Origin of the sequence: Shewanella algidipiscicola (assembly GCF_900380485.1) — a bacterium.
GTDB classification, from domain to species: Bacteria; Pseudomonadota; Gammaproteobacteria; order Enterobacterales; family Shewanellaceae; genus Shewanella; species Shewanella algidipiscicola.
On sequence record NZ_OXJV01000003.1, the window covers coordinates 47,202 to 65,161 of the forward strand.

The 17,960-nt window shown below is 47.4% G+C and carries 13 protein-coding genes and 1 pseudogene; 12 read left to right on the top strand and 2 right to left on the bottom strand.

Annotated elements, in window-relative coordinates:
• Window positions 1-121 precede the first annotated feature (121 nt).
• The 3 genes from DN599_RS06825 to ligA all read left to right on the top strand — a co-directional run bounded on the left by DN599_RS06825 (window position 122) and on the right by ligA (window position 6,693).
• Entirely contained in the window at window positions 122-3,526 is a 3,405-nt protein-coding gene (locus DN599_RS06825; RefSeq protein ID WP_110456922.1) for a chromosome segregation protein SMC, read from the top strand.
• A 23-nt stretch (window positions 3,527-3,549) separates the two neighbouring features.
• Complete coding sequence (zipA, locus tag DN599_RS06830; RefSeq protein WP_110456923.1) at window positions 3,550-4,614, top strand: cell division protein ZipA; 1,065 nt, start codon at window positions 3,550-3,552, stop codon at window positions 4,612-4,614.
• 69 nt (window positions 4,615-4,683) lie between these two features.
• Window positions 4,684-6,693, top strand: coding sequence for an NAD-dependent DNA ligase LigA (gene ligA, locus DN599_RS06835; protein ID WP_110456924.1), 2,010 nt, complete (start codon window positions 4,684-4,686; stop codon window positions 6,691-6,693).
• A gap of 35 nt (window positions 6,694-6,728) precedes the next feature.
• On the opposite strand, the gene DN599_RS06840 is transcribed toward ligA, so the two are convergent.
• Window positions 6,729-6,983: a hypothetical protein gene (locus tag DN599_RS06840; RefSeq protein WP_162599168.1), complete on the bottom strand. Its 255-nt coding sequence runs from the start codon at window positions 6,981-6,983 to the stop codon at window positions 6,729-6,731.
• Here DN599_RS06840 and DN599_RS06845 point away from each other — a divergent pair.
• The 9 genes and pseudogenes from DN599_RS06845 (at window position 6,942) to DN599_RS06885 (ending at window position 16,706) form a co-directional block, all read left to right on the top strand.
• Window positions 6,942-7,436, top strand: a complete 495-nt coding sequence (locus DN599_RS06845) for a DUF2919 domain-containing protein (protein WP_110456926.1) — start codon at window positions 6,942-6,944, stop codon at window positions 7,434-7,436. The genes DN599_RS06840 and DN599_RS06845 overlap by 42 nt on opposite strands.
• A gap of 116 nt (window positions 7,437-7,552) precedes the next feature.
• A pseudogene (locus tag DN599_RS06850) lies at window positions 7,553-8,757 on the top strand (HD-GYP domain-containing protein).
• Between the two features lie 65 nt (window positions 8,758-8,822).
• Window positions 8,823-9,635: an SDR family oxidoreductase gene (locus DN599_RS06855; RefSeq protein ID WP_110456927.1), complete on the top strand. Its 813-nt coding sequence runs from the start codon at window positions 8,823-8,825 to the stop codon at window positions 9,633-9,635.
• Window positions 9,636-9,670: 35 nt separating this feature from the next.
• Entirely contained in the window at window positions 9,671-10,174 is a 504-nt protein-coding gene (locus DN599_RS06860) for a GNAT family N-acetyltransferase (protein WP_110456928.1), read from the top strand.
• 549 nt (window positions 10,175-10,723) lie between these two features.
• Window positions 10,724-10,990, top strand: a complete 267-nt coding sequence (locus tag DN599_RS06865) for a DUF4212 domain-containing protein (RefSeq protein ID WP_110456929.1) — start codon at window positions 10,724-10,726, stop codon at window positions 10,988-10,990.
• A gap of 12 nt (window positions 10,991-11,002) precedes the next feature.
• On the top strand, window positions 11,003-12,721 hold the full coding sequence (locus tag DN599_RS06870; RefSeq protein ID WP_110456930.1) for a sodium:solute symporter family protein: 1,719 nt from the start codon (window positions 11,003-11,005) through the stop codon (window positions 12,719-12,721).
• A 142-nt stretch (window positions 12,722-12,863) separates the two neighbouring features.
• Entirely contained in the window at window positions 12,864-13,487 is a 624-nt protein-coding gene (locus tag DN599_RS06875; protein ID WP_162599171.1) for a class I SAM-dependent methyltransferase, read from the top strand.
• A 692-nt stretch (window positions 13,488-14,179) separates the two neighbouring features.
• Window positions 14,180-16,027 carry a DUF294 nucleotidyltransferase-like domain-containing protein gene (locus tag DN599_RS06880; protein WP_110456932.1) on the top strand — a complete coding sequence of 616 codons (1,848 nt, stop codon included), beginning with the start codon at window positions 14,180-14,182 and terminating at the stop codon, window positions 16,025-16,027.
• Window positions 16,028-16,031: 4 nt separating this feature from the next.
• Window positions 16,032-16,706 (top strand): exonuclease domain-containing protein, encoded by a 675-nt coding sequence (locus tag DN599_RS06885; protein ID WP_162599175.1) that lies wholly within the window; start codon window positions 16,032-16,034, stop codon window positions 16,704-16,706.
• 150 nt (window positions 16,707-16,856) lie between these two features.
• Here DN599_RS06885 and DN599_RS06890 read toward each other — a convergent pair whose 3' ends face one another.
• Complete coding sequence (locus tag DN599_RS06890) at window positions 16,857-17,921, bottom strand: ketoacyl-ACP synthase III (RefSeq protein ID WP_110456934.1); 1,065 nt, start codon at window positions 17,919-17,921, stop codon at window positions 16,857-16,859.
• Window positions 17,922-17,960: the final 39 nt, after the last annotated feature.

Sequence of the window (17,960 nt, forward strand, 5' to 3'; positions counted from 1 at the left end):
GAGCGAAATGAGCCGCTAAGCGATAAAAAACGTTACAAAATGCGCCGTGCTTTGCTAAAGTGGCAACCAATATTCGCCGGAGTTTTTCACGCTCCATCAATGAAGACGACCCGCTGGCTCAATGAGACTCAAACAGATAAAACTTGCTGGATTTAAGTCGTTTGTCGATGTTACTAAAATCCCTTTTAACCAACCGCTAAGTGCTATTATCGGCCCCAACGGCTGTGGTAAATCCAATGTTATCGACGCGGTGCGTTGGGTGTTAGGTGAGAGCTCGGCCAAACATCTGCGTGGCGACTCGATGGCCGATGTTATTTTTAATGGCTCCTCGGCTCGGCGGCCCGTTTCTGTCGCCAGCGTAGAGTTATTGTTTGACAATCAACAGGGGCGCTTAGCTGGGCAATATGCCAGTTATCAAGAGGTCGCGGTTAAGCGTCAAGTCAGTCGCGATGGTGATTCGGCGTATTTTCTCAATGGACAAAAGTGCCGTCGTAAAGATATTACCGACCTGTTTATGGGCACAGGGCTTGGACCGCGCAGCTACGCCATTATTGAGCAGGGTACTATCTCGCGGCTTATCGAGTCTAAGCCGCAAGAGCTTAGAGTGTTTATTGAAGAAGCCGCGGGGATCTCACGTTATAAAGAGCGCCGCCGTGAAACCGAAAATCGCATACGTCACACCCGTGAAAACCTCGAACGTTTAGGTGATATTCGCCAAGAGTTAGGGCGTCAAATTGATAAACTGGCTGAGCAAGCTCAAGCCGCTAAACAATATCGTGCCTTAAAACAGACCGAGCGCACTCAAGATGCTGAGCTCGGGGTTTGTCGTTTTGTCGAGTTACAAGCTCAGTTTGATAAGCTCAGCGGCGAAATAGTTAGTCATGAGCTGAAAAAAAGTGAGCTCGATGCCGCGAAAGAGGCGCTGCAAAGGGAGCATACTCAGCTCAAGGTGCAACTCGATGAACTCGATCAACAAGAGCATCGTCAGGTCGAAGATTTTTATCTAACCGGCACCCATATCGCCAAACTCGAACAATCACTAAAACATCGTCAGCAGCAAGATGCCCATCTACATCAACGGGTTGAAGATACCCAAGCAAAGCTTATCCAGATTCAGCGTCAGTTGGCAGAGTTAGATGATAGTCGCGAACAATTAAGCCAACATCACCAAGAAGCGATCGATGCGTACCAGCAACTGTCGATGCAACTTGAGGTGATTGATGAGCAGCTCGTCGAAGCTGAGCAAGGGTTTGAGCAAGATAGCGAGGCGCAAGTTCTCGCCACACAGGCGCAGAACCAACATCAGTTAACCTATAAAGTGGCGCAAACAGAACTGAGCCACAGCAAAAGTAACTTGGCGCAAAAGCGCTCTCAAAAAGCGGCGTTGGTAACCCAGCTTAGCAAGCTGAGTCAAGATGATGTAACAACTCAACTGCAGCAGTTGCAAGCCCAGCGTGATGAGTTACAGATACAATCTGAGCAACTTAACCAGAGTAATCAGCAGTTAAATAGCCAATTAAACGAGCTAGAGCAGCAAGATAAGCGTCTCACGCAGCAGATAGATGCTCTCTCGCAGTCGCTCGCCGAGGAGCGTGGTCGCTTTAATGTGGTTAATCGTCTGCTGCCCGTAGCGGATGCCGATGATGGCAGTGCCTTATGGCAAGCGCTCAACGTGACACCGGGCTGGGAAGTGGCAATCGATTTGGCGCTCGAGGGGGTACTGACCCAAAAGGTGGACGCTGCGTCTGGCCTTGGGTTTGTCACCACTGAATCCCATCAATGGGGTGATGTTAGCGCCGCCGTTAACTTGGCACCTTGGTTAGCGCATTTGCGCTGGGCTAACGAGTTAAGTAGTGCACAAGCCATGTTGCCCAGTATCGAGCAACACGAGCGCATCGTGACAGCCGATGGCTATTTAATTGGCCACGGGTTTGTATTGCAAAAAAGCGAGCAGGGCAGCGCCTTAGTTCAGCTTAAAATGGAAAAAGAGGCATTAACCGCCAGTATTGCAAGCAGCGAAGTAACCTTAAATACCCTGCGCAAGCAGTCACAGCAGTGCGCTAATCAATTGCTAAACTACCGCAGCCGTTGCCATGATGGCGCGGTTAAAATGCAACAAATGCAGCTGAGCCTTGAGCGAATGCGCAGCCAAATTGACGCCGCAGAGCAGCGTATAGCTCATAGCCGCGAGCAGCGCAGTCAGCTTGAGGTGCAGCTCAGTGAACTTGAGCTGACTTTAGTGGCCGATGAGCAACGCTGCCTAGCGTTAAGTGAGCGCTTAGCTCAGGATGAGTCCCGTGCTAGCGACCTGATTCAGCAAAGCGAGCGATTAGCTCGTGCGGAGCAAGAAAGTAGCGCCCAACTCAAACGATTAAAGCAGCAGCGAGCCGAATGTGCTCGCCAGTGCAGTCAGCGCCAAAGCGCGCTGCAAACACTACAGACAGACTTGGCGCTCAATCAACAGCAAACACAACAACTGCAACAACAGATCAGTGAACATTCAGCATCATTAGCTTCCTTGAAAGAGCAACTTGAGGGCAAGGCTCTCTCAATCAGCGATCACAGCGCACAGCAAGTGCAGCAGCAACTTAATGCAGAGCTGGAAATACAACAAGGTAAGCAGCAAGCATTAACGGCATTACGTGGCCAGCAAGCACACTTACAAAATCAACTCGATAAGATAGTAACAACGCAAAAACAACAGCTTGGTAATATCGAACACTTGACTCAGGCTATCAGCACGTTAAAGTTACGACGCGAAGGCATTAAGGGACAAGCCGATAGCCAGCGAGCTTTGCTGGCAGAGCACGAGATTAATCTCGAGGCGGTCAAAGATACGTTAGATGTTGCCATTACAGTGGGCCAGCATCAAAAAGCCCTAGAGCGGACTCGGGCGCGCATTGCCCAGTTAGGTGCGATCAACTTGGCCGCGATTGAAGAATATGAGCAACAAAGTGAGCGTAAACACTATTTAGATAGCCAAGATGCCGACTTAAATAAGGCACTTAATAGTTTAGAAGAAGCGATCCGCAAAATTGATAAAGAAACCAAAACCCGCTTTAAAGAGACATTTGATAAGGTTAATCAAGACCTTGGAATACTGTTTCCTAAAGTATTTGGTGGAGGAAGTGCACAGCTGGCATTGACCGATGATGACTTGCTTGAAACCGGAGTGACCATTATGGCGCGTCCTCCGGGCAAAAAGAATAGTACAATTCACCTGCTTTCTGGTGGAGAAAAAGCGCTAACCGCTTTATCATTGGTATTTGCAATTTTTAGGCTAAATCCGGCGCCTTTTTGTATGCTAGATGAAGTGGATGCGCCTCTCGATGACGCCAATGTGGACAGATTTTGTCGTTTGGTTAAAGAGATGTCTCAAAGCGTACAATTTGTTTATATTAGTCACAATAAGATCACCATGGAATTGGCGGATCAATTAATAGGTGTCACTATGCATGAACCTGGGGTATCACGCATAGTTGCCGTCGATATTGATGAAGCGGTGGCATTAGCCGACGCAGGATAATTTTGGGAAAAACAGGGTAATCAATGGAAAATTTGCAACTGGTATTGTTCGTGTTAGGAGCGATAGCCATTATCGCGGTACTTGTGCATGGTTTTTGGTCCATTAGACGGCAGCAGCCTAGGTCATTAAAGTCTGGCTCTATGGCTGAAATGTACACAGATAAAAATCGTGATCGCGAAGGCTTTGACGCCGATGGTATTGGTGCTGTGCGTGTACGCAAACTGAGCCCTGAAGAAGCACCTGGGCGCAGTGCAGGTGATAATAGCGCGGCGATGAATGACCGAGACCACAGTCACAGTATTGTGACATCAGCGGAAGCGCCAAGCCGTGACAGCGAAACCGATTTTACCTTATCAGACACGCCGCACGCCAAAGTCTCGCGTGCGCGCCAAGAGCCGGTGTTGTCTGGACGCGATACAGGCCATAACGTTGAGCCCAGTATGGGCGACACTGAACATACCCAGGAGACTATAGAGCAGATGGAATTAGGTTTAGGCCAAACTCCGGCTCAGAGTTCATTTTTTGATGATGTTCAACCGCTCGATGATGCGGCTCACGCTGCTCACTCGCACCACACGGATGAGTCCTCTGCAGCACAGCAGTCCAAGGCTCAAACCCCCGCAGAATCGATAGCCGCGGCACCGGCGCAAGCTGAGACAAAGGATGAGCCACTGGGCGAACCACAAGATGTGCTGGTGTTGCATGTTGTGGCCAATGAGGGCGAAACGTTACAAGGCGCCGAGTTACTGCCTAGCCTCTTAACCCTTAACTTTAAATTTGGTGACATGGATATTTTCCATCGCCATGAGGATAACGCCGGCACTGGTAAAGTTTTATTTTCGTTGGCGAATATGGTTAAGCCTGGTGTGTTTAACCCCGATGAAATGGAGCAGTTTACCACTCAAGGTATTGTGTTATTTATGACGCTACCTTGCTATGGCGATCCACTGATGAACTTTTCAATCATGCTGAATTCGGCGCACCAATTGGCCGATGATTTAGGCGGCAAAGTACTCGACGGTGGTCGTGGCTTATGGAGCGAACAAACCAAGCAGTCATACCTGCAACGCATCCGTGCCCAAGCGTAAATTGAATCATATATATTGAAAATAGAGGCCGCATCTGCGGCCTCTATTGCTTAATCTGGACGAGAAACCATGCAAGCCATACAAGACGAAATTCAACAACTCACCGCCGAACTTAATCTTCACAATTACCGTTATTATGTCGACGACGCACCGTCTATTCCCGATGCGGAATATGATCGCCTTATGCGCCGCTTACAGAGTTTAGAAGCTCAATACCCTGAGTTTGCTTTGATGGACTCTCCGACTCAACGAGTGGGTGGCGAAGCGCTAGCAAAGTTTGAACAAGTGACACATTTAAAGCCGATGCTTAGCTTAGACAATGTGTTTAGTGATACCGAATTTAATGCTTTTTACAAACGCGTGAGCGATAAAACCATAACGGCGCCCGCATTTTGCTGTGAGCCTAAACTCGACGGTTTGGCGGTCAGTATTTTATACCGCAATGGGCTATATGAACGCGCCGCTACCCGCGGCGATGGCACCGTTGGCGAAGACATTACCGAAAATGTGCGCACCATTAAGTCGATACCGCTGCGCCTACGTGGTGATGATTTTCCGCCGCTGTTAGAGGTGCGCGGCGAAGTGTTTATGCCCAAAGCCGCGTTTGAAGCGGTCAATAACAAGGCGCGCCAAAAGGGTGAAAAGCTGTTTGTTAATCCGCGTAACGCCGCTGCTGGCAGCCTACGTCAACTCGACAGTAAAATTACCGCCAGCCGTGCATTAGCCTTTTATGCCTACGCACTCGGGGTCGTCGAACCTGAATCTTGGCCCTTGGCAGATAATCATTTTGAGCAGTTAATGCAGCTTAAAGCTTGGGGGCTGCCCGTAAGCGCCGAAGTGAAAGTCTGCAAGGATATCCCTGCTATTTTTGCCTATTATCAAGATATTATGGTGCGCCGGGCCGACCTGGCTTATGAAATTGATGGGGTGGTGCTTAAGGTCAACGATATCGCGCAGCAAAAGCAGCTTGGCTTTGTGGCCAAAGCGCCACGCTGGGCAACCGCCTATAAATTCCCCGCACAAGAGGAGTTGACGGTACTCGAAGGGGTCGACTTTCAGGTCGGGCGCACTGGTGCAGTGACCCCTGTGGCACGGTTAAAACCTGTGTTTGTCGGGGGGGTGACGGTGTCGAATGCCACCTTACATAATGCCGACGAAATCGCACGTCTTGGGGTGAAAATTGGCGACAGTGTCATTATTCGCCGTGCTGGGGATGTGATCCCGCAAATTGTCGCCGTAGTAAGTGATAAGCGTCCCGATGATGCGCAAGACATTGTTTTTCCTATGGCGTGCCCAGTCTGTGGTAGCGATGTGGAGCGTATCGAAGGTGAAGCGGTGGCCCGTTGCAGTGGCGGCCTGTTTTGTGAAGCGCAGCGTAAAGAGGCGATTAAGCACTTTGCTTCACGCAAGGCATTAAACATCGATGGCATGGGCGATAAAGTGGTCGAACAGATGATCGACAAAGAGCTTATCGAAAGTCCAGCAGACTTATTTAAGCTGAGCGCATCATCATTGACCATGCTCGATCGTATGGGGCTTAAGTCAGCCACCAAGTTAGTCGCAGCCATTGAGGCGGCGAAACAAACCACCTTTGCTCGTTTCCTCTATTCATTAGGGATCCGCGAGGTCGGCGAGGCCACCGCCGCTAACTTAGCCCATTATTTTAAAACCCTCGATAAGTTGATTCAGGCCGATGCCGAGACCTTTATGAAGGTCGATGATGTCGGGGTGATTGTGGCGCAGCATCTAGTTCACTTTTTTGCCCAGCCCCATAACCTTGAAGTGGTCGAGCGACTGCTAGAGGCGGGCGTGACCTGGCCTGCAATCGAAGAGGTTGCCGCCGAAGAGCAACCCCTAAAAGGGCAAACTTGGGTGTTAACCGGCACCTTAAATCAGCTTAATCGTAACGATGCCAAGGCGCAGTTACAGGCATTAGGTGCCAAAGTGGCGGGCAGTGTGTCGAAAAATACCGACTGCTTAGTCGCGGGTGAAGCGGCCGGCTCAAAGCTAACTAAGGCGCAGGAGTTAGGGGTGAAGGTGATCGATGAAGATGAGTTATTAGCATTGCTCAATCGTTAGCCAAAACACCTAAATCACTCGGCTGGCCGATAGCATTATGGGTTATCTGTCAGCTTTTTATTGTCAACGGCCGCCTTTTTTACCGCTGTCAGATAAGGGATTAAGCGTGAGTCCCAGCTGGGGGGACCCGCGATATTGGCTATATGGTTGAAATCTCGATTACTTGCCACAATATATCCAGTTAGTACTCTGCCAGTATCGCGTTTAGGCGCTGCCGATAGCGATTGGCTCATCACGGAGATATACGTTTGAACTTTGGCCACATCAACTGGATTGACGATAATGGGCACTTTAAACCGCCTATCATGCTTTATCTGATATTGGCGTTTATCGCTCGAGGTTGGTGTGTATTTATTGCCTCGCTGACTCAAGCCAGTGATAGAGCGGCTTTGGTGGCGTTGATCTATCCGCAAAAGTCTGATTTTCTGTTGGCATTAGCCGCCGGTGCCGGGGCATTGATACTGTATGCATTGGTGATAGCCGAGCGGAAACGCGCTCCTCGTTGGGTTCGTCCTGTATTCAATCAATTGAAATGGTTGTTGGTGTTGCTATTGATGATTGATGGTGGCTTGTTACTGCAACGCTTAATACATAATCACTTTTTGTACACATGGCATTTCGGCTTGGACGCGCTCTTTTTGTTTTGGAGCCTGCTGTATATCGCCAGTTCTAAACATTTAAGTTACTACCTTAATGACTGGCGAAATGACGCTAACATGACCCATATCGATAGCGGGAAATAAGCTCGCAACTTACAGCTAGCTTTGCTGTAACGGTTTAATCTGTTTGGCTAATGATTGTTTTTTGTCGACTTCGTGACTTTACTGTAAAGAGGTAAGGTTATAGGGAGCGACATAAAGTGGCTAAAGCGCAGGCGATACAATTACCCCTGTCTCAACTTAGAATTGGCATTACGGTTAAGTTGCCGCTGTCTTGGCAACATCATCCTTTTTGGCTCAACCGGATTAAAATTGAGCAACAGGCGCAAATAGAGCTGATTAAAAGCCTAGATGTGCCTTATGTATTTTTATTGTCAGGGCAAACCTTACTACAAGACAACCCACAGCCTAAAGCGGACGTGGTAGCACCTGCTGCACAACCTAGCGAAGATGAGGCCCTACTAGCGGCCAAGCATACGGCTAAAAAAGCCCTACGGCTCAGCCAAAGCCGTTTTATCGACAGTATCAATCATTGCCGCGCGGCCTTTGGTAAAACGATCCCGCAGGCGCCTATCGTGATGCCGCCACCTTGGTCGAGTCATTACTGGAGCATCTGCACCAAACCGATAACCCAAGATTAGCCATTGTCACCACAGGTGAAGCGACGAGTGTGACTCAACATGGCGTGAGTGTCGCTGTGCTAGCGTTAATCATCGCTAAAGCAATGGATTTGTCGAAATCGGATATGCGCGATATTGCCTTAGGGTGTCTATTCCATGACATTGGTAAGCTTAAAGTGCCCGAAAACATCCGCAATAAAAAAGCCGACTTGAGCACTGCTGAAATGAACTTTATCAAGATGCACCCAAATTTTGGGGTCGACATGTTGAGTAAAACGGGCCTATTTAATAAAGCGGTGCTTAATATCGTATTACATCACCATGAGTATGTTGATGGCTCTGGTTACCCCGATGGCTTAACAGACAAGCAGATCCCGATGTTGACCCAAGTGGTGAGCCTAGCCAATGATTTTGATGCTCAGTTGTGGGCGAATGAAGAGCATTCCCCACAGCAAGCTCTTGGCTTTCTATTTAAAAATCATGCGGGTAAACACGCCCAGACGTTGATCGCGCTATTAGTGAAATTATTAGGCATCTATCCGCCCGGTACACTAGTGCAGTTGTCGGATGGTCAGTTTGCTAAAGTGATGCTCACCACAGCATCGGTTAAACAGCCACATGTATGGGCCTGCTCCTCCGATGGCAGCGATCCTAAACTGCGTTTTTTAGATCAAGAGCAAATCGATATTGAGCGCGTTGTGACTCACGCAGAGCTAAATGAGCGTCTACACAAGGTGCTTCAAAGTGGTGTGGGCAGTAGTTTTTATTTTAGTCATACCGAGTAGCAGCGCTTTGCTGAACAGTGCATTTAAGGTATTTTATCAGTACGACTTTTTAGTAAAGACACTTTATGATTCATTCAGTTGCTGTTGTTGGTTGTGGTTGGTTTGGCTTACCATTAGCCAAAGCGTTGGTGGAAAAAGGGCTTTTAGTTAGCGGCTCTAAACGGGATGCAACACAAGCATCTGCATTAAAAGAGCAGGGCATTGATGGTTTTGTGTTAGATCTTGACGCGCCGCAGCCTTTTGATGGTGAGCAATTAGCTAAACTTCACGCCGATGCAATCGTCATTAATATTCCCCCAGGGCTTCGTCGTGGCGACAGTGGCTATCTTGTGCGACTTGAACGTCTACAGACGCTGATGGGCAAACATGCCTATCAGCGCATTATTTTTATTAGCACTACAGGTGTGTATCCTGCTAATGGCAAGGTACAACATGAAGCTGACGCCACAGCCTATAACGATACGAGTAAGATCCTGCTGCAGGCTGAAGCCATGTTTAAAGGGGCTGTTATTGTCCGGTTTGCCGGATTAATGGGGCCTAAACGTCATCCGGGGCGCTTTCTTGCCGGTAAAACCGGCTTAACCGGGGCAATGCTATCGGTCAACATGACTCACCTTGATGATTGCGTTGGTGGCGTAATGACCCTACTTACCCATCAAGGCCAACTGGCACCAGCTTATAATATCTGCTCACCCGAACATCCCAATAAGGCAGCGTTTTATCAGCGCGCGGCGGCAATACTCGGCGTAGCTGAGCCAGAGTTTGCCTCATCTGGAGATAAGGCGGAGGATAAAGTGGTCGATGGCTCGCTCATTTGTCGGCAGCTGGGTTATCAATATCAACATTATGATCCCTTTGAGATGCTGAAGTTTTGTTAATACTACCTATTGAATGATTAAGCATAAGGAGTGGTATGGAGTTACTCTTGCCAATAATGCAATATCAAGCGAGTTATCTGAGTTATATTGACGAGCTGGGTGATGAGGAGCGCTATCCGTTTCCGCTTGATTTCGAGCATCACGACTTCGAAGCCATGTTAGCTAAGATGGCCCGTTTTGCTCAAGGAAAAGACTTGCCTCCCGGTTATGCTGCCAGCACCACCTTGTGGCTGATTTATGAGGGCGAGATAATAGGAGTGACTAACATAAGGCATTATTTAACAACGCAAATTGCCCATTGTGGTGGTCATGTCGGGTTGAGTATACGCCCCTCACAGCGTGGTAAAAATTGGGGCAAACGACTCATGCAACTGTCTATAGAACACTTACGTCAGAGAGGGGTCGTACAAGTACATCTGCATTGTCTTCAATCGAATCTTGCGTCGGCTAAAGCGATAATCGGCAACGGTGGTATGCTCGACTCTGAAGTCAATATGAAAGGACAGTGGGTTCAAAGGTATATTGTTGATTTAAAGTAACATTTACCCTTAACCTTATTTTGTCAGTGGCAACAATAGTTGTTGAAGCCATAGCAGCATAAAAATGAGCCCAAAGGACGATTACCACCATTAATTTAGGGATTAGACTAACTTTACAGGACGTTAAACCTTAGGTGTTTGCAACACTCGCTGTACTAACTATTCAACACCTACCGACTCGAAAAGATACTCGATATCGCTTGCCATTTTCAAAACCCAGCGGTTACATTTTCAAAACTTGGCGGCGCGCTACACCAAGCGTATCTCAAACTCAGTGAACCCAAATCTCAAACCATGCGGCGCGCTACACTACAATTAGCCAGCGCGCTATACATCATCACATCTCTGTTCGACATTAGTCTAATGTAAGCGTTTGATATTTTTAATGGTTTACGTGAGCGTCAATCTCTATCTTTTTGTTTTTAAATTGTTAAGTTGAATTTTAATGAAAGGTTTACGTTGGCGTTAGACTAAGGTCGCGATTGTTGTTGCGCAAATGCTTGCTAGATTAAATTTTGTCTTAATCATAATTAGCACAGGGGAGTCGTAATGGCTTTTGAAAATAACGAAAAGGCAGAAGGATACTGGCGTGAGAATTTACGCTTGGTACTTGGACTGCTAGCAATATGGGCTGCAGTTTCATTTGGTTGCGGCATTTTACTGGTCGATGTACTTAATGAAATCCATTTTATGGGCTTTAAGTTGGGCTTCTGGTTTGCTCAGCAAGGGGCTATCTATGTATTCGTTGCGCTTATTTTTGTCTACGTGGCGAAAGCCAATACGCTAGATAAAAAATACGGTGTTCATGAAGATTAAGGAGTAACGAATATGGATATAAAAACATTAACTTATCTGATCGTCGGTCTTACCTTTGCTTTATATATTGGTATTGCGATTTGGTCTCGTGCAGGTTCGACTAAAGAATTTTATGTCGCTGGCGGTGGGGTTCACCCCATTATGAACGGTATGGCGACAGCGGCTGATTGGATGTCGGCAGCGTCATTTATTTCGCTTGCCGGTATCGTCTCTTTTGTTGGTTATGATGGCTCAGTCTATCTGATGGGCTGGACTGGTGGCTACGTGTTATTGGCGCTATGTATGGCACCTTATCTGCGTAAGTTTGGTAAGTTTACCGTACCTGACTTTATTGGCGATCGTTACTATTCACAGACAGCGCGGACGGTGGCGGTGATCTGTGCCATCTTTATCTGTTTTACTTATATCGCAGGACAAATGCGTGGTGTGGGGGTGGTGTTCTCGCGCTTCCTCGAGGTCGAGATTGAAACTGGGGTGTATATCGGTATGGCGGTGGTGTTTTTCTATGCCGTGCTTGGTGGCATGAAAGGGATCACTTACACCCAGGTTGCACAATATTGCGTATTGATTTTCGCCTTTATGGTGCCCGCTATCTTTATATCTATCATGATGACGGGACATATTTTACCGCAAATTGGCTTTGGGGCCGAACTGGTTGATGCTGCGGGTAATGGGACGGGGGTCTTTTTGCTTGAAAAGCTCGACGGTCTTTCGGCAGAATTGGGCTTCTCCCAGTATACGGAAGGCTCTAAGAGCATGATTGATGTGTTCTTTATCACTGGAGCCTTGATGTTTGGTACGGCTGGTTTACCTCACGTCATTGTCCGCTTCTTCACTGTACCTAAGGTGAAGGATGCGCGAGTGTCTGCGGGTTGGGCATTGGTGTTCATTGCCATTATGTATACGACCGTGCCTGCACTGTCCGCCTTCTCTCGGGTAAATATGATTGAGACCATTAATGGTCCAGATGCTAGCGGTGTTGCTTATGAAACTGCGCCAGACTGGATTAAAAACTGGGAAAAAACCGGTTTGATCAAGTGGGATGATAAGAATGCCGATGGCAAGCTTTATTATGCCAATGGTGAGGCCAATGAAATGACCATTGACCGCGATATCATGGTACTCGCAACGCCTGAGATTGCTAATTTACCTGCATGGGTAATCGCATTAGTGGCTGCAGGAGGGATGGCAGCAGCGTTGTCGACAACAGCGGGCTTACTACTGGTGATCTCAACGTCGGTCTCACATGATCTTTTGAAGAAAAACTTAATGCCTAATATCTCGGATAAAAAAGAACTCATGTATGCTCGTATTGCTGCTGGTTTGGGCATAGTGATGGCCGGTTACTTTGGTATTAATCCGCCGGGCTTCGTGGCTGCGGTGGTCGCGATAGCCTTTGGTTTAGCGGCATCATCCTTGTTTCCAGCAATCATCATGGGGATCTTCTCTCGCACCATGAACAAAGAAGGTGCGGTAGCGGGTATGGTGATCGGTCTGCTGTTTAGCGCTGCGTATATTATCTACTTTAAGTTTGTGAATCCTGCTGATAACAATCCTGAGCACTGGTTATTGGGGATTTCGCCAGAAGGGATTGGTATGTTAGGCATGATAGTCAACTTTACCGTGGCCTTTATTGTTAGCAGAGTGACCACTGCCGTACCCCAAGATGTGGTGGATATGGTTGAGTCGATTCGCTTCCCTAAAGGGGCTGGCGAGGCGCACGATCATTAATCAATAATGACCATGCTCTTAAGTTAAGAAGGAGCGCTGAGCGCTCCTTTTTTATTGCGCTAGCTATGCTTAGCTAATTAAGATGTTTGCAATGGCGTGAGTTAATTACGCCTCATGTGTGATTGATAAAGCGGAGGCTTGCTTGGAAAACTATCGTATTTCAGTTAACACATTTAATGAGGTGGCGCAGCAATACCAAGACAAATATATGTGCTGGCCCGAGTATACCGCCACCTACGATGCGCTTTGTGATTATTTATCGCCAACGGCGAGGGTGCTCGATATCGCCTGCGGACCGGGTAATATTGCCCATTACCTGTTAACGCGCTACCCACAATTGGATTATTTAGGCATAGATTTGGCGCCGAATATGGTGACATTGGCGCAAGTTAATAATCCAAAGGGGCAATTTAAGGTAATGGATTCGCTGGATATTAGCCGTTTGTCAGCACAATTTGATGCGATAGTGTGTGGCTTTTGTTTGCCCTATTTAAATCAGGTGCAGGTAAGGTCGTTACTGTCGAGTATGGCAGCGTACCTTGAACCCAATGGCTTGATTTATCTCAGCTGGATAGCGGGGGATTTGGGCGAGGCGAAAGCGCAAACGTCAAGTCGTGGTCAGCAGGTGTTTACCTACTATTATCCAAAGCAGTGGCTTATCGATGTGTTACGACAAGCGTATATCGAGCCACTGTATCTGCATCGGCAGCAGAGCCCAAATGGGCAAGACAGTGAGCTGTTTATGATTGGCCGCCGACAAAGATGAGTCTATTGGTGTGACTGGCCATAAGTCGTATAGTAAGGTGTTATAAGTCAAGGCTATAGTAGCTCTGATGATAGTTCTTGGCGTTAGTTTTTAGTGCTAGTTATTAGGGCCTGTTGATCTTTCAAGGTTGTTTTTGCAGCGAATTGTTGGGTATTTATACAAGGCAGAAGCTTTGTGGTGTAGTTATTCTACATAAAAAGCTGAGAACGCAGTAGAAATGAGCAACAAACGCTGCCCGAAGGGTTCGGCTAAAAACGTTTTACTCTTTGTTAAGTGAATTTTGCTTAGATGACCAGGCTGCAATCCACTCGCCTCGATTAAAACGTTTTTGTCTTGAACAAAATTCAACCAGCAAAGATCAACAGGCCCTAGTGTTAGCCATCGGTATTACTTCTTGGTATTAGCTCTTAGCATTAAGCATTGGCGTTCTATACCGTGAGCGACTAAGCATAAGCCTAGTATTTAACCTAAGCCGATTATTGTAACGCGATGATATGCCCAATCGGGGGTATTCCTACAGATGCTGACTTAGGTTAGTTGCTATTAGGAAATAAGGGATAGCGTTAATAGATTGCTCATTGACCTTAGTTATAACTCGATGGTTTTATCAATCATTCGCTCACCGCTTCATTTATTACAATAACGCGTTAGAGAGGGTCAATAGATCCTAACATTACTTGATGAGGTCGATTATGGATGCCAGTGAGTTACAACCCATCACCGATTTTTTGCGCCAGCTTCCGCCATTTGACACTTTGTCTGCCAACACTTTAGATAGCTGTTGCCGTGCGTTAACCATAGGTTATTACAGTAAAGCCTCGACCTATGTACCGTTAGATGAAAGTCATCCGCAGTTGTATATCGTCCGCAGTGGTGCATTTGAGGTGCACGGCGATGATGGTGACTTAATTGATAGGTTAGGTGATGGCGACTTTTTTGGCTTTCCCTCTTTACTGTCTGGCGAAAAAATAAGCAATAAAATTCAAATTCTTGAAGATGGTTTAGTCTATCATCTCGACCCCGATACCTTTAACCGGCTACGCAGTGAAAGCCGTGAATTTGATCGGTTTTTTAATCGTGCCTTTGCTAAACGTTTACGCCATCAGAGCCGTTTTAAAGCCAAAGAATTAGGCTCCACCAGTCGGGTAAGTAGCTTGATGTCTAAACAGCCCCTGACACTGGATATCAACGCTAACGTGACCCAAGCGGCCTGCTTAATGCGCGATTCACGGGTATCGTCCTTGTTAATTATCGACAATCATAAACTGGCCGGTATTTTAACCGACAGAGATTTACGTAATCGGGTATTAGCGCTGGGGCATGATGGCCAATTGCCTGTGCATCAAGCCATGACCAGCCATCCCATAACCTTATCCTCAAGTGCCTTAGTGTTTGAGGCGATGTTACTGATGAGTCAGCATAATATTCATCATTTACCGATAGTGGATAACGAGTTACCCGTGGGCGTGGTCAGTAGCACAGATATTTTACGCGGACAAAGCTCGCAGCCTTTATTGTTGATTGGTGAAATTGAGCGACAAAACAGTCTGGAGAGTCTCATTGCTGTCAGTAAACAGATCCCGCTGTTGTTGCAAAACCTCATCAGCGCCGATGCCAGAGCCGAAGAGATTGGCCGCGTACTCACGTCGGTAACCGACGCCCTTACTCGGCGACTTATCTTACTTAATCAGCAGATTTTGGGCCAAGCGCCTATGCCTTTTTGCTGGTTGGCCTTTGGCTCTCAGGGGCGGCAAGATCAGGTGGCGTGTTCAGATCAAGATAACGGGTTATTGTTAGCCCATGATATGGATGAACAGGCCAAGGGGTATTTTGATGCACTCACCAAAGCGGTATGTGCCGGCCTAGACAGCTGTGGTTATATCTATTGCCCTGGTGACATCATGGCGCAAAACCCTCAATGGCAAATGACCTTAAAGCAGTGGCAAAATAAGTTTCGTCATTGGGTCGATAGCCCAGAGCCTAAGGCGTTAATGCATGCCAGCATCTTTTTTGATATGCGCTGTGTTTATGGGCCACAGAGTTTATTTGACAGCCTGCAATCGCAGGTGCTTGCATCGACCAAAGACAATGATATCTTTTTAGCGGGGATGGCGGGTAACTCGCTACAAGTCTCACCGCCGCTGGGCTTCTTTAAGAAATTTGTCTTAGAACGTGATGGGCAAGAGGTTAAAGGAATCGATTTAAAGCATAAAGGCAGCGTCTTAATTAACGATATTGCCCGTGTTTATGCACTCTCGGCGGGGATCAAAGAGGTCAATACTGCCAAGCGCATTCGATTGTTGATGGAGCAAAACATCATTAATCGTAAAGATGCGCTTAACCTTGCCGATGCTCATGAGTTTATTGCCCATATCCGTCTATCAAACCAAGGCTATCAATTTACCCACAATCAGGTGCTGAGTAACTATTTGATGCCCCAAAACTTGTCATCACTAGTGCGCCATCAACTGCGTGATGCGTTTAAAGTGGTGCATGACGCGCAGGCGGGTATGAAGCTTAAGTTTACGCGGAGTTTTTAGGGTGTTGCATCATTCAATGCTTAAAAGCCGCTTATGCTGGCGCACGGCGATAACCCAGCATCCACAGCTCAAGGCTTACCAGCAGGCATTACTGGAAAACCTAGCCCGTAATGTCGAGCAAGTGAGTCTAGTGGCCATTGATTTGGAGATGACTGGATTGAACCCCGCTTGCGATCAAATCTTGAGTATTGGTGTCGTCCCGATTGAGCAAGGGCGGATTTTACTGCAACAGGCACAACATAAACTGGTGCAAATTGAGGGCAGTGTCGGTCAAAGTGCTACCATTCACGGCATATTAGATATGCATCTGCAACAAGCCGTATCGATGAAAACGGCAATGCAATGGTTTTTAAGCGTTACTCAGGGCAAGGTGCTGGTGGCGCATCATTCTCCTTTGGATTTGGCCTTTTTACAGGTAGGGCTTGCTCAAACGTATAATGAACACATTAAGCTGATGGCGGTTGATACTTTGGCACTGGAAAAAAAGCGCTTGCTGCGTCAGCATGAGGTATTGCAAGAGGGGGCCTTGCGCTTGGGGGCTAGCCGAGCCCGTTATGGCTTGCCCGTTTATGCGGCCCATAATGCGTTAATCGATGCCATTGCCTGTGGTGAATTGTTGTTAGCTCAAGTTGCGGCCATGGGCGGTGGCGATAAACTTAAGGTGAGCGAGCTATTTTAGGTCCACTCTAGGTTGCCGATGAGCGCACCCATCAATTTTGATAAATGCGATTATTATTGGTGTGCATCATACAAGCGCTTAAATAAAAAATGTCGGCAAATGCCGACATTTTTTATGTATCAGGCGTGTGCGCCCTAGTGTGTATAACGATTAACCGCAGAAATGCTTAACGGCTCTGGCGACCAGTTCGATACCGGTTTTATCACAAGGCGGCAGCTCTGCATCAGATTGGTTAATTGGCGTGATGCGATCGCCCCATTTAAACAACACGGCTGCCGAAGTTAGGCCAGCGCCAAAGGCACAAGATAAAATGGTTTGATTAGGCTTAATCATCCCTTTTTCGAGTGCATCACAGATAGCAATTGGGATGGTTGCCGCAGAGGTGTTACCGTAATTGGCAATATTAACCACGGCTTTTTCTTTAGGGATCTTCATGCGGCTGATGAGGGTGTCGATAATGCGCTCATTAGCTTGGTGCGGAATGACCCAGTCGATGTCGTCTTTATCTACACCACACTTTTCAAGTACTTGGGTGCTAAGTTTGCCCATGCCAGCGATGGCACGTTTAAAGATCTCTTGTCCATTGAATTCGATATAGAAGTCTAATGAAGACGCACTAAAGCGATCCATTGCGGTGCCAAAACTGGTTTTAAGAATATCGCGTGCAGCGGGATCGTTATTGAGTTCATAACCTAAAATACCACCAGGTTGATCGCTCGCTTCCACCACCACGGCGCCAGCGCCGTCGCCAAACAATACGGCGGTATCACGGCGTGACCAATCAAGATAATAAGAGAGGCGTTCGGCGCCAATCACGAGTACTCGTGTAGACTGACCACTCTTAATTTGTGAGCTGGCCAAGCCTAGCCCATAGAGAAAACCACTGCAGGCAGCGTTGATATCAAAAGCACCACAACTTGCGCCAATATTGGCTTGCACTGTTGATGCTATGTTAGGTATTAGGGTGTCCGGGCTCGCGGTGGCTAAGATGATTAAATCGATATCACTGCCTTCAAGCCCAGCTGCTGCCAATGCCCGCTGGGCGGCAACCGATGCCAGTTCCGATGTGTTGACATGGCTAATGTGTCGTTGGCTTATGCCGGTGCGTGGCCTAATCCATTCATCTGACGTATCGATAAATGTCGCAAGATCATGGTTTGTAAGCGTTGCGGGGGGAACACATTTTCCCCAACCTGTAATGGTGGCGTACTGCATCTTATATTCTCTCAAAATAATAAAGGCAGAAGCACAGCT

What these genes read in the sequence shown, in the direction of transcription:
- DN599_RS06825 (WP_110456922.1), top strand. Translation starts at nt 122, where the DNA reads ATGAGACTCAAACAGATAAAACTTGCTGGATTTAAGTCGTTTGTCGAT.
- DN599_RS06865 (WP_110456929.1), top strand. Translation starts at nt 10,724, where the DNA reads ATGGCTTTTGAAAATAACGAAAAGGCAGAAGGATACTGGCGTGAGAAT.
- zipA (WP_110456923.1), top strand. Translation starts at nt 3,550, where the DNA reads ATGGAAAATTTGCAACTGGTATTGTTCGTGTTAGGAGCGATAGCCATT.
- DN599_RS06880 (WP_110456932.1), top strand. Translation starts at nt 14,180, where the DNA reads ATGGATGCCAGTGAGTTACAACCCATCACCGATTTTTTGCGCCAGCTT.
- DN599_RS06855 (WP_110456927.1), top strand. Translation starts at nt 8,823, where the DNA reads ATGATTCATTCAGTTGCTGTTGTTGGTTGTGGTTGGTTTGGCTTACCA.
- DN599_RS06870 (WP_110456930.1), top strand. Translation starts at nt 11,003, where the DNA reads ATGGATATAAAAACATTAACTTATCTGATCGTCGGTCTTACCTTTGCT.
- DN599_RS06860 (WP_110456928.1), top strand. Translation starts at nt 9,671, where the DNA reads ATGGAGTTACTCTTGCCAATAATGCAATATCAAGCGAGTTATCTGAGT.
- DN599_RS06890 (WP_110456934.1), bottom strand. Translation starts at nt 17,921, where the DNA reads ATGCAGTACGCCACCATTACAGGTTGGGGAAAATGTGTTCCCCCCGCA.
- ligA (WP_110456924.1), top strand. Translation starts at nt 4,684, where the DNA reads ATGCAAGCCATACAAGACGAAATTCAACAACTCACCGCCGAACTTAAT.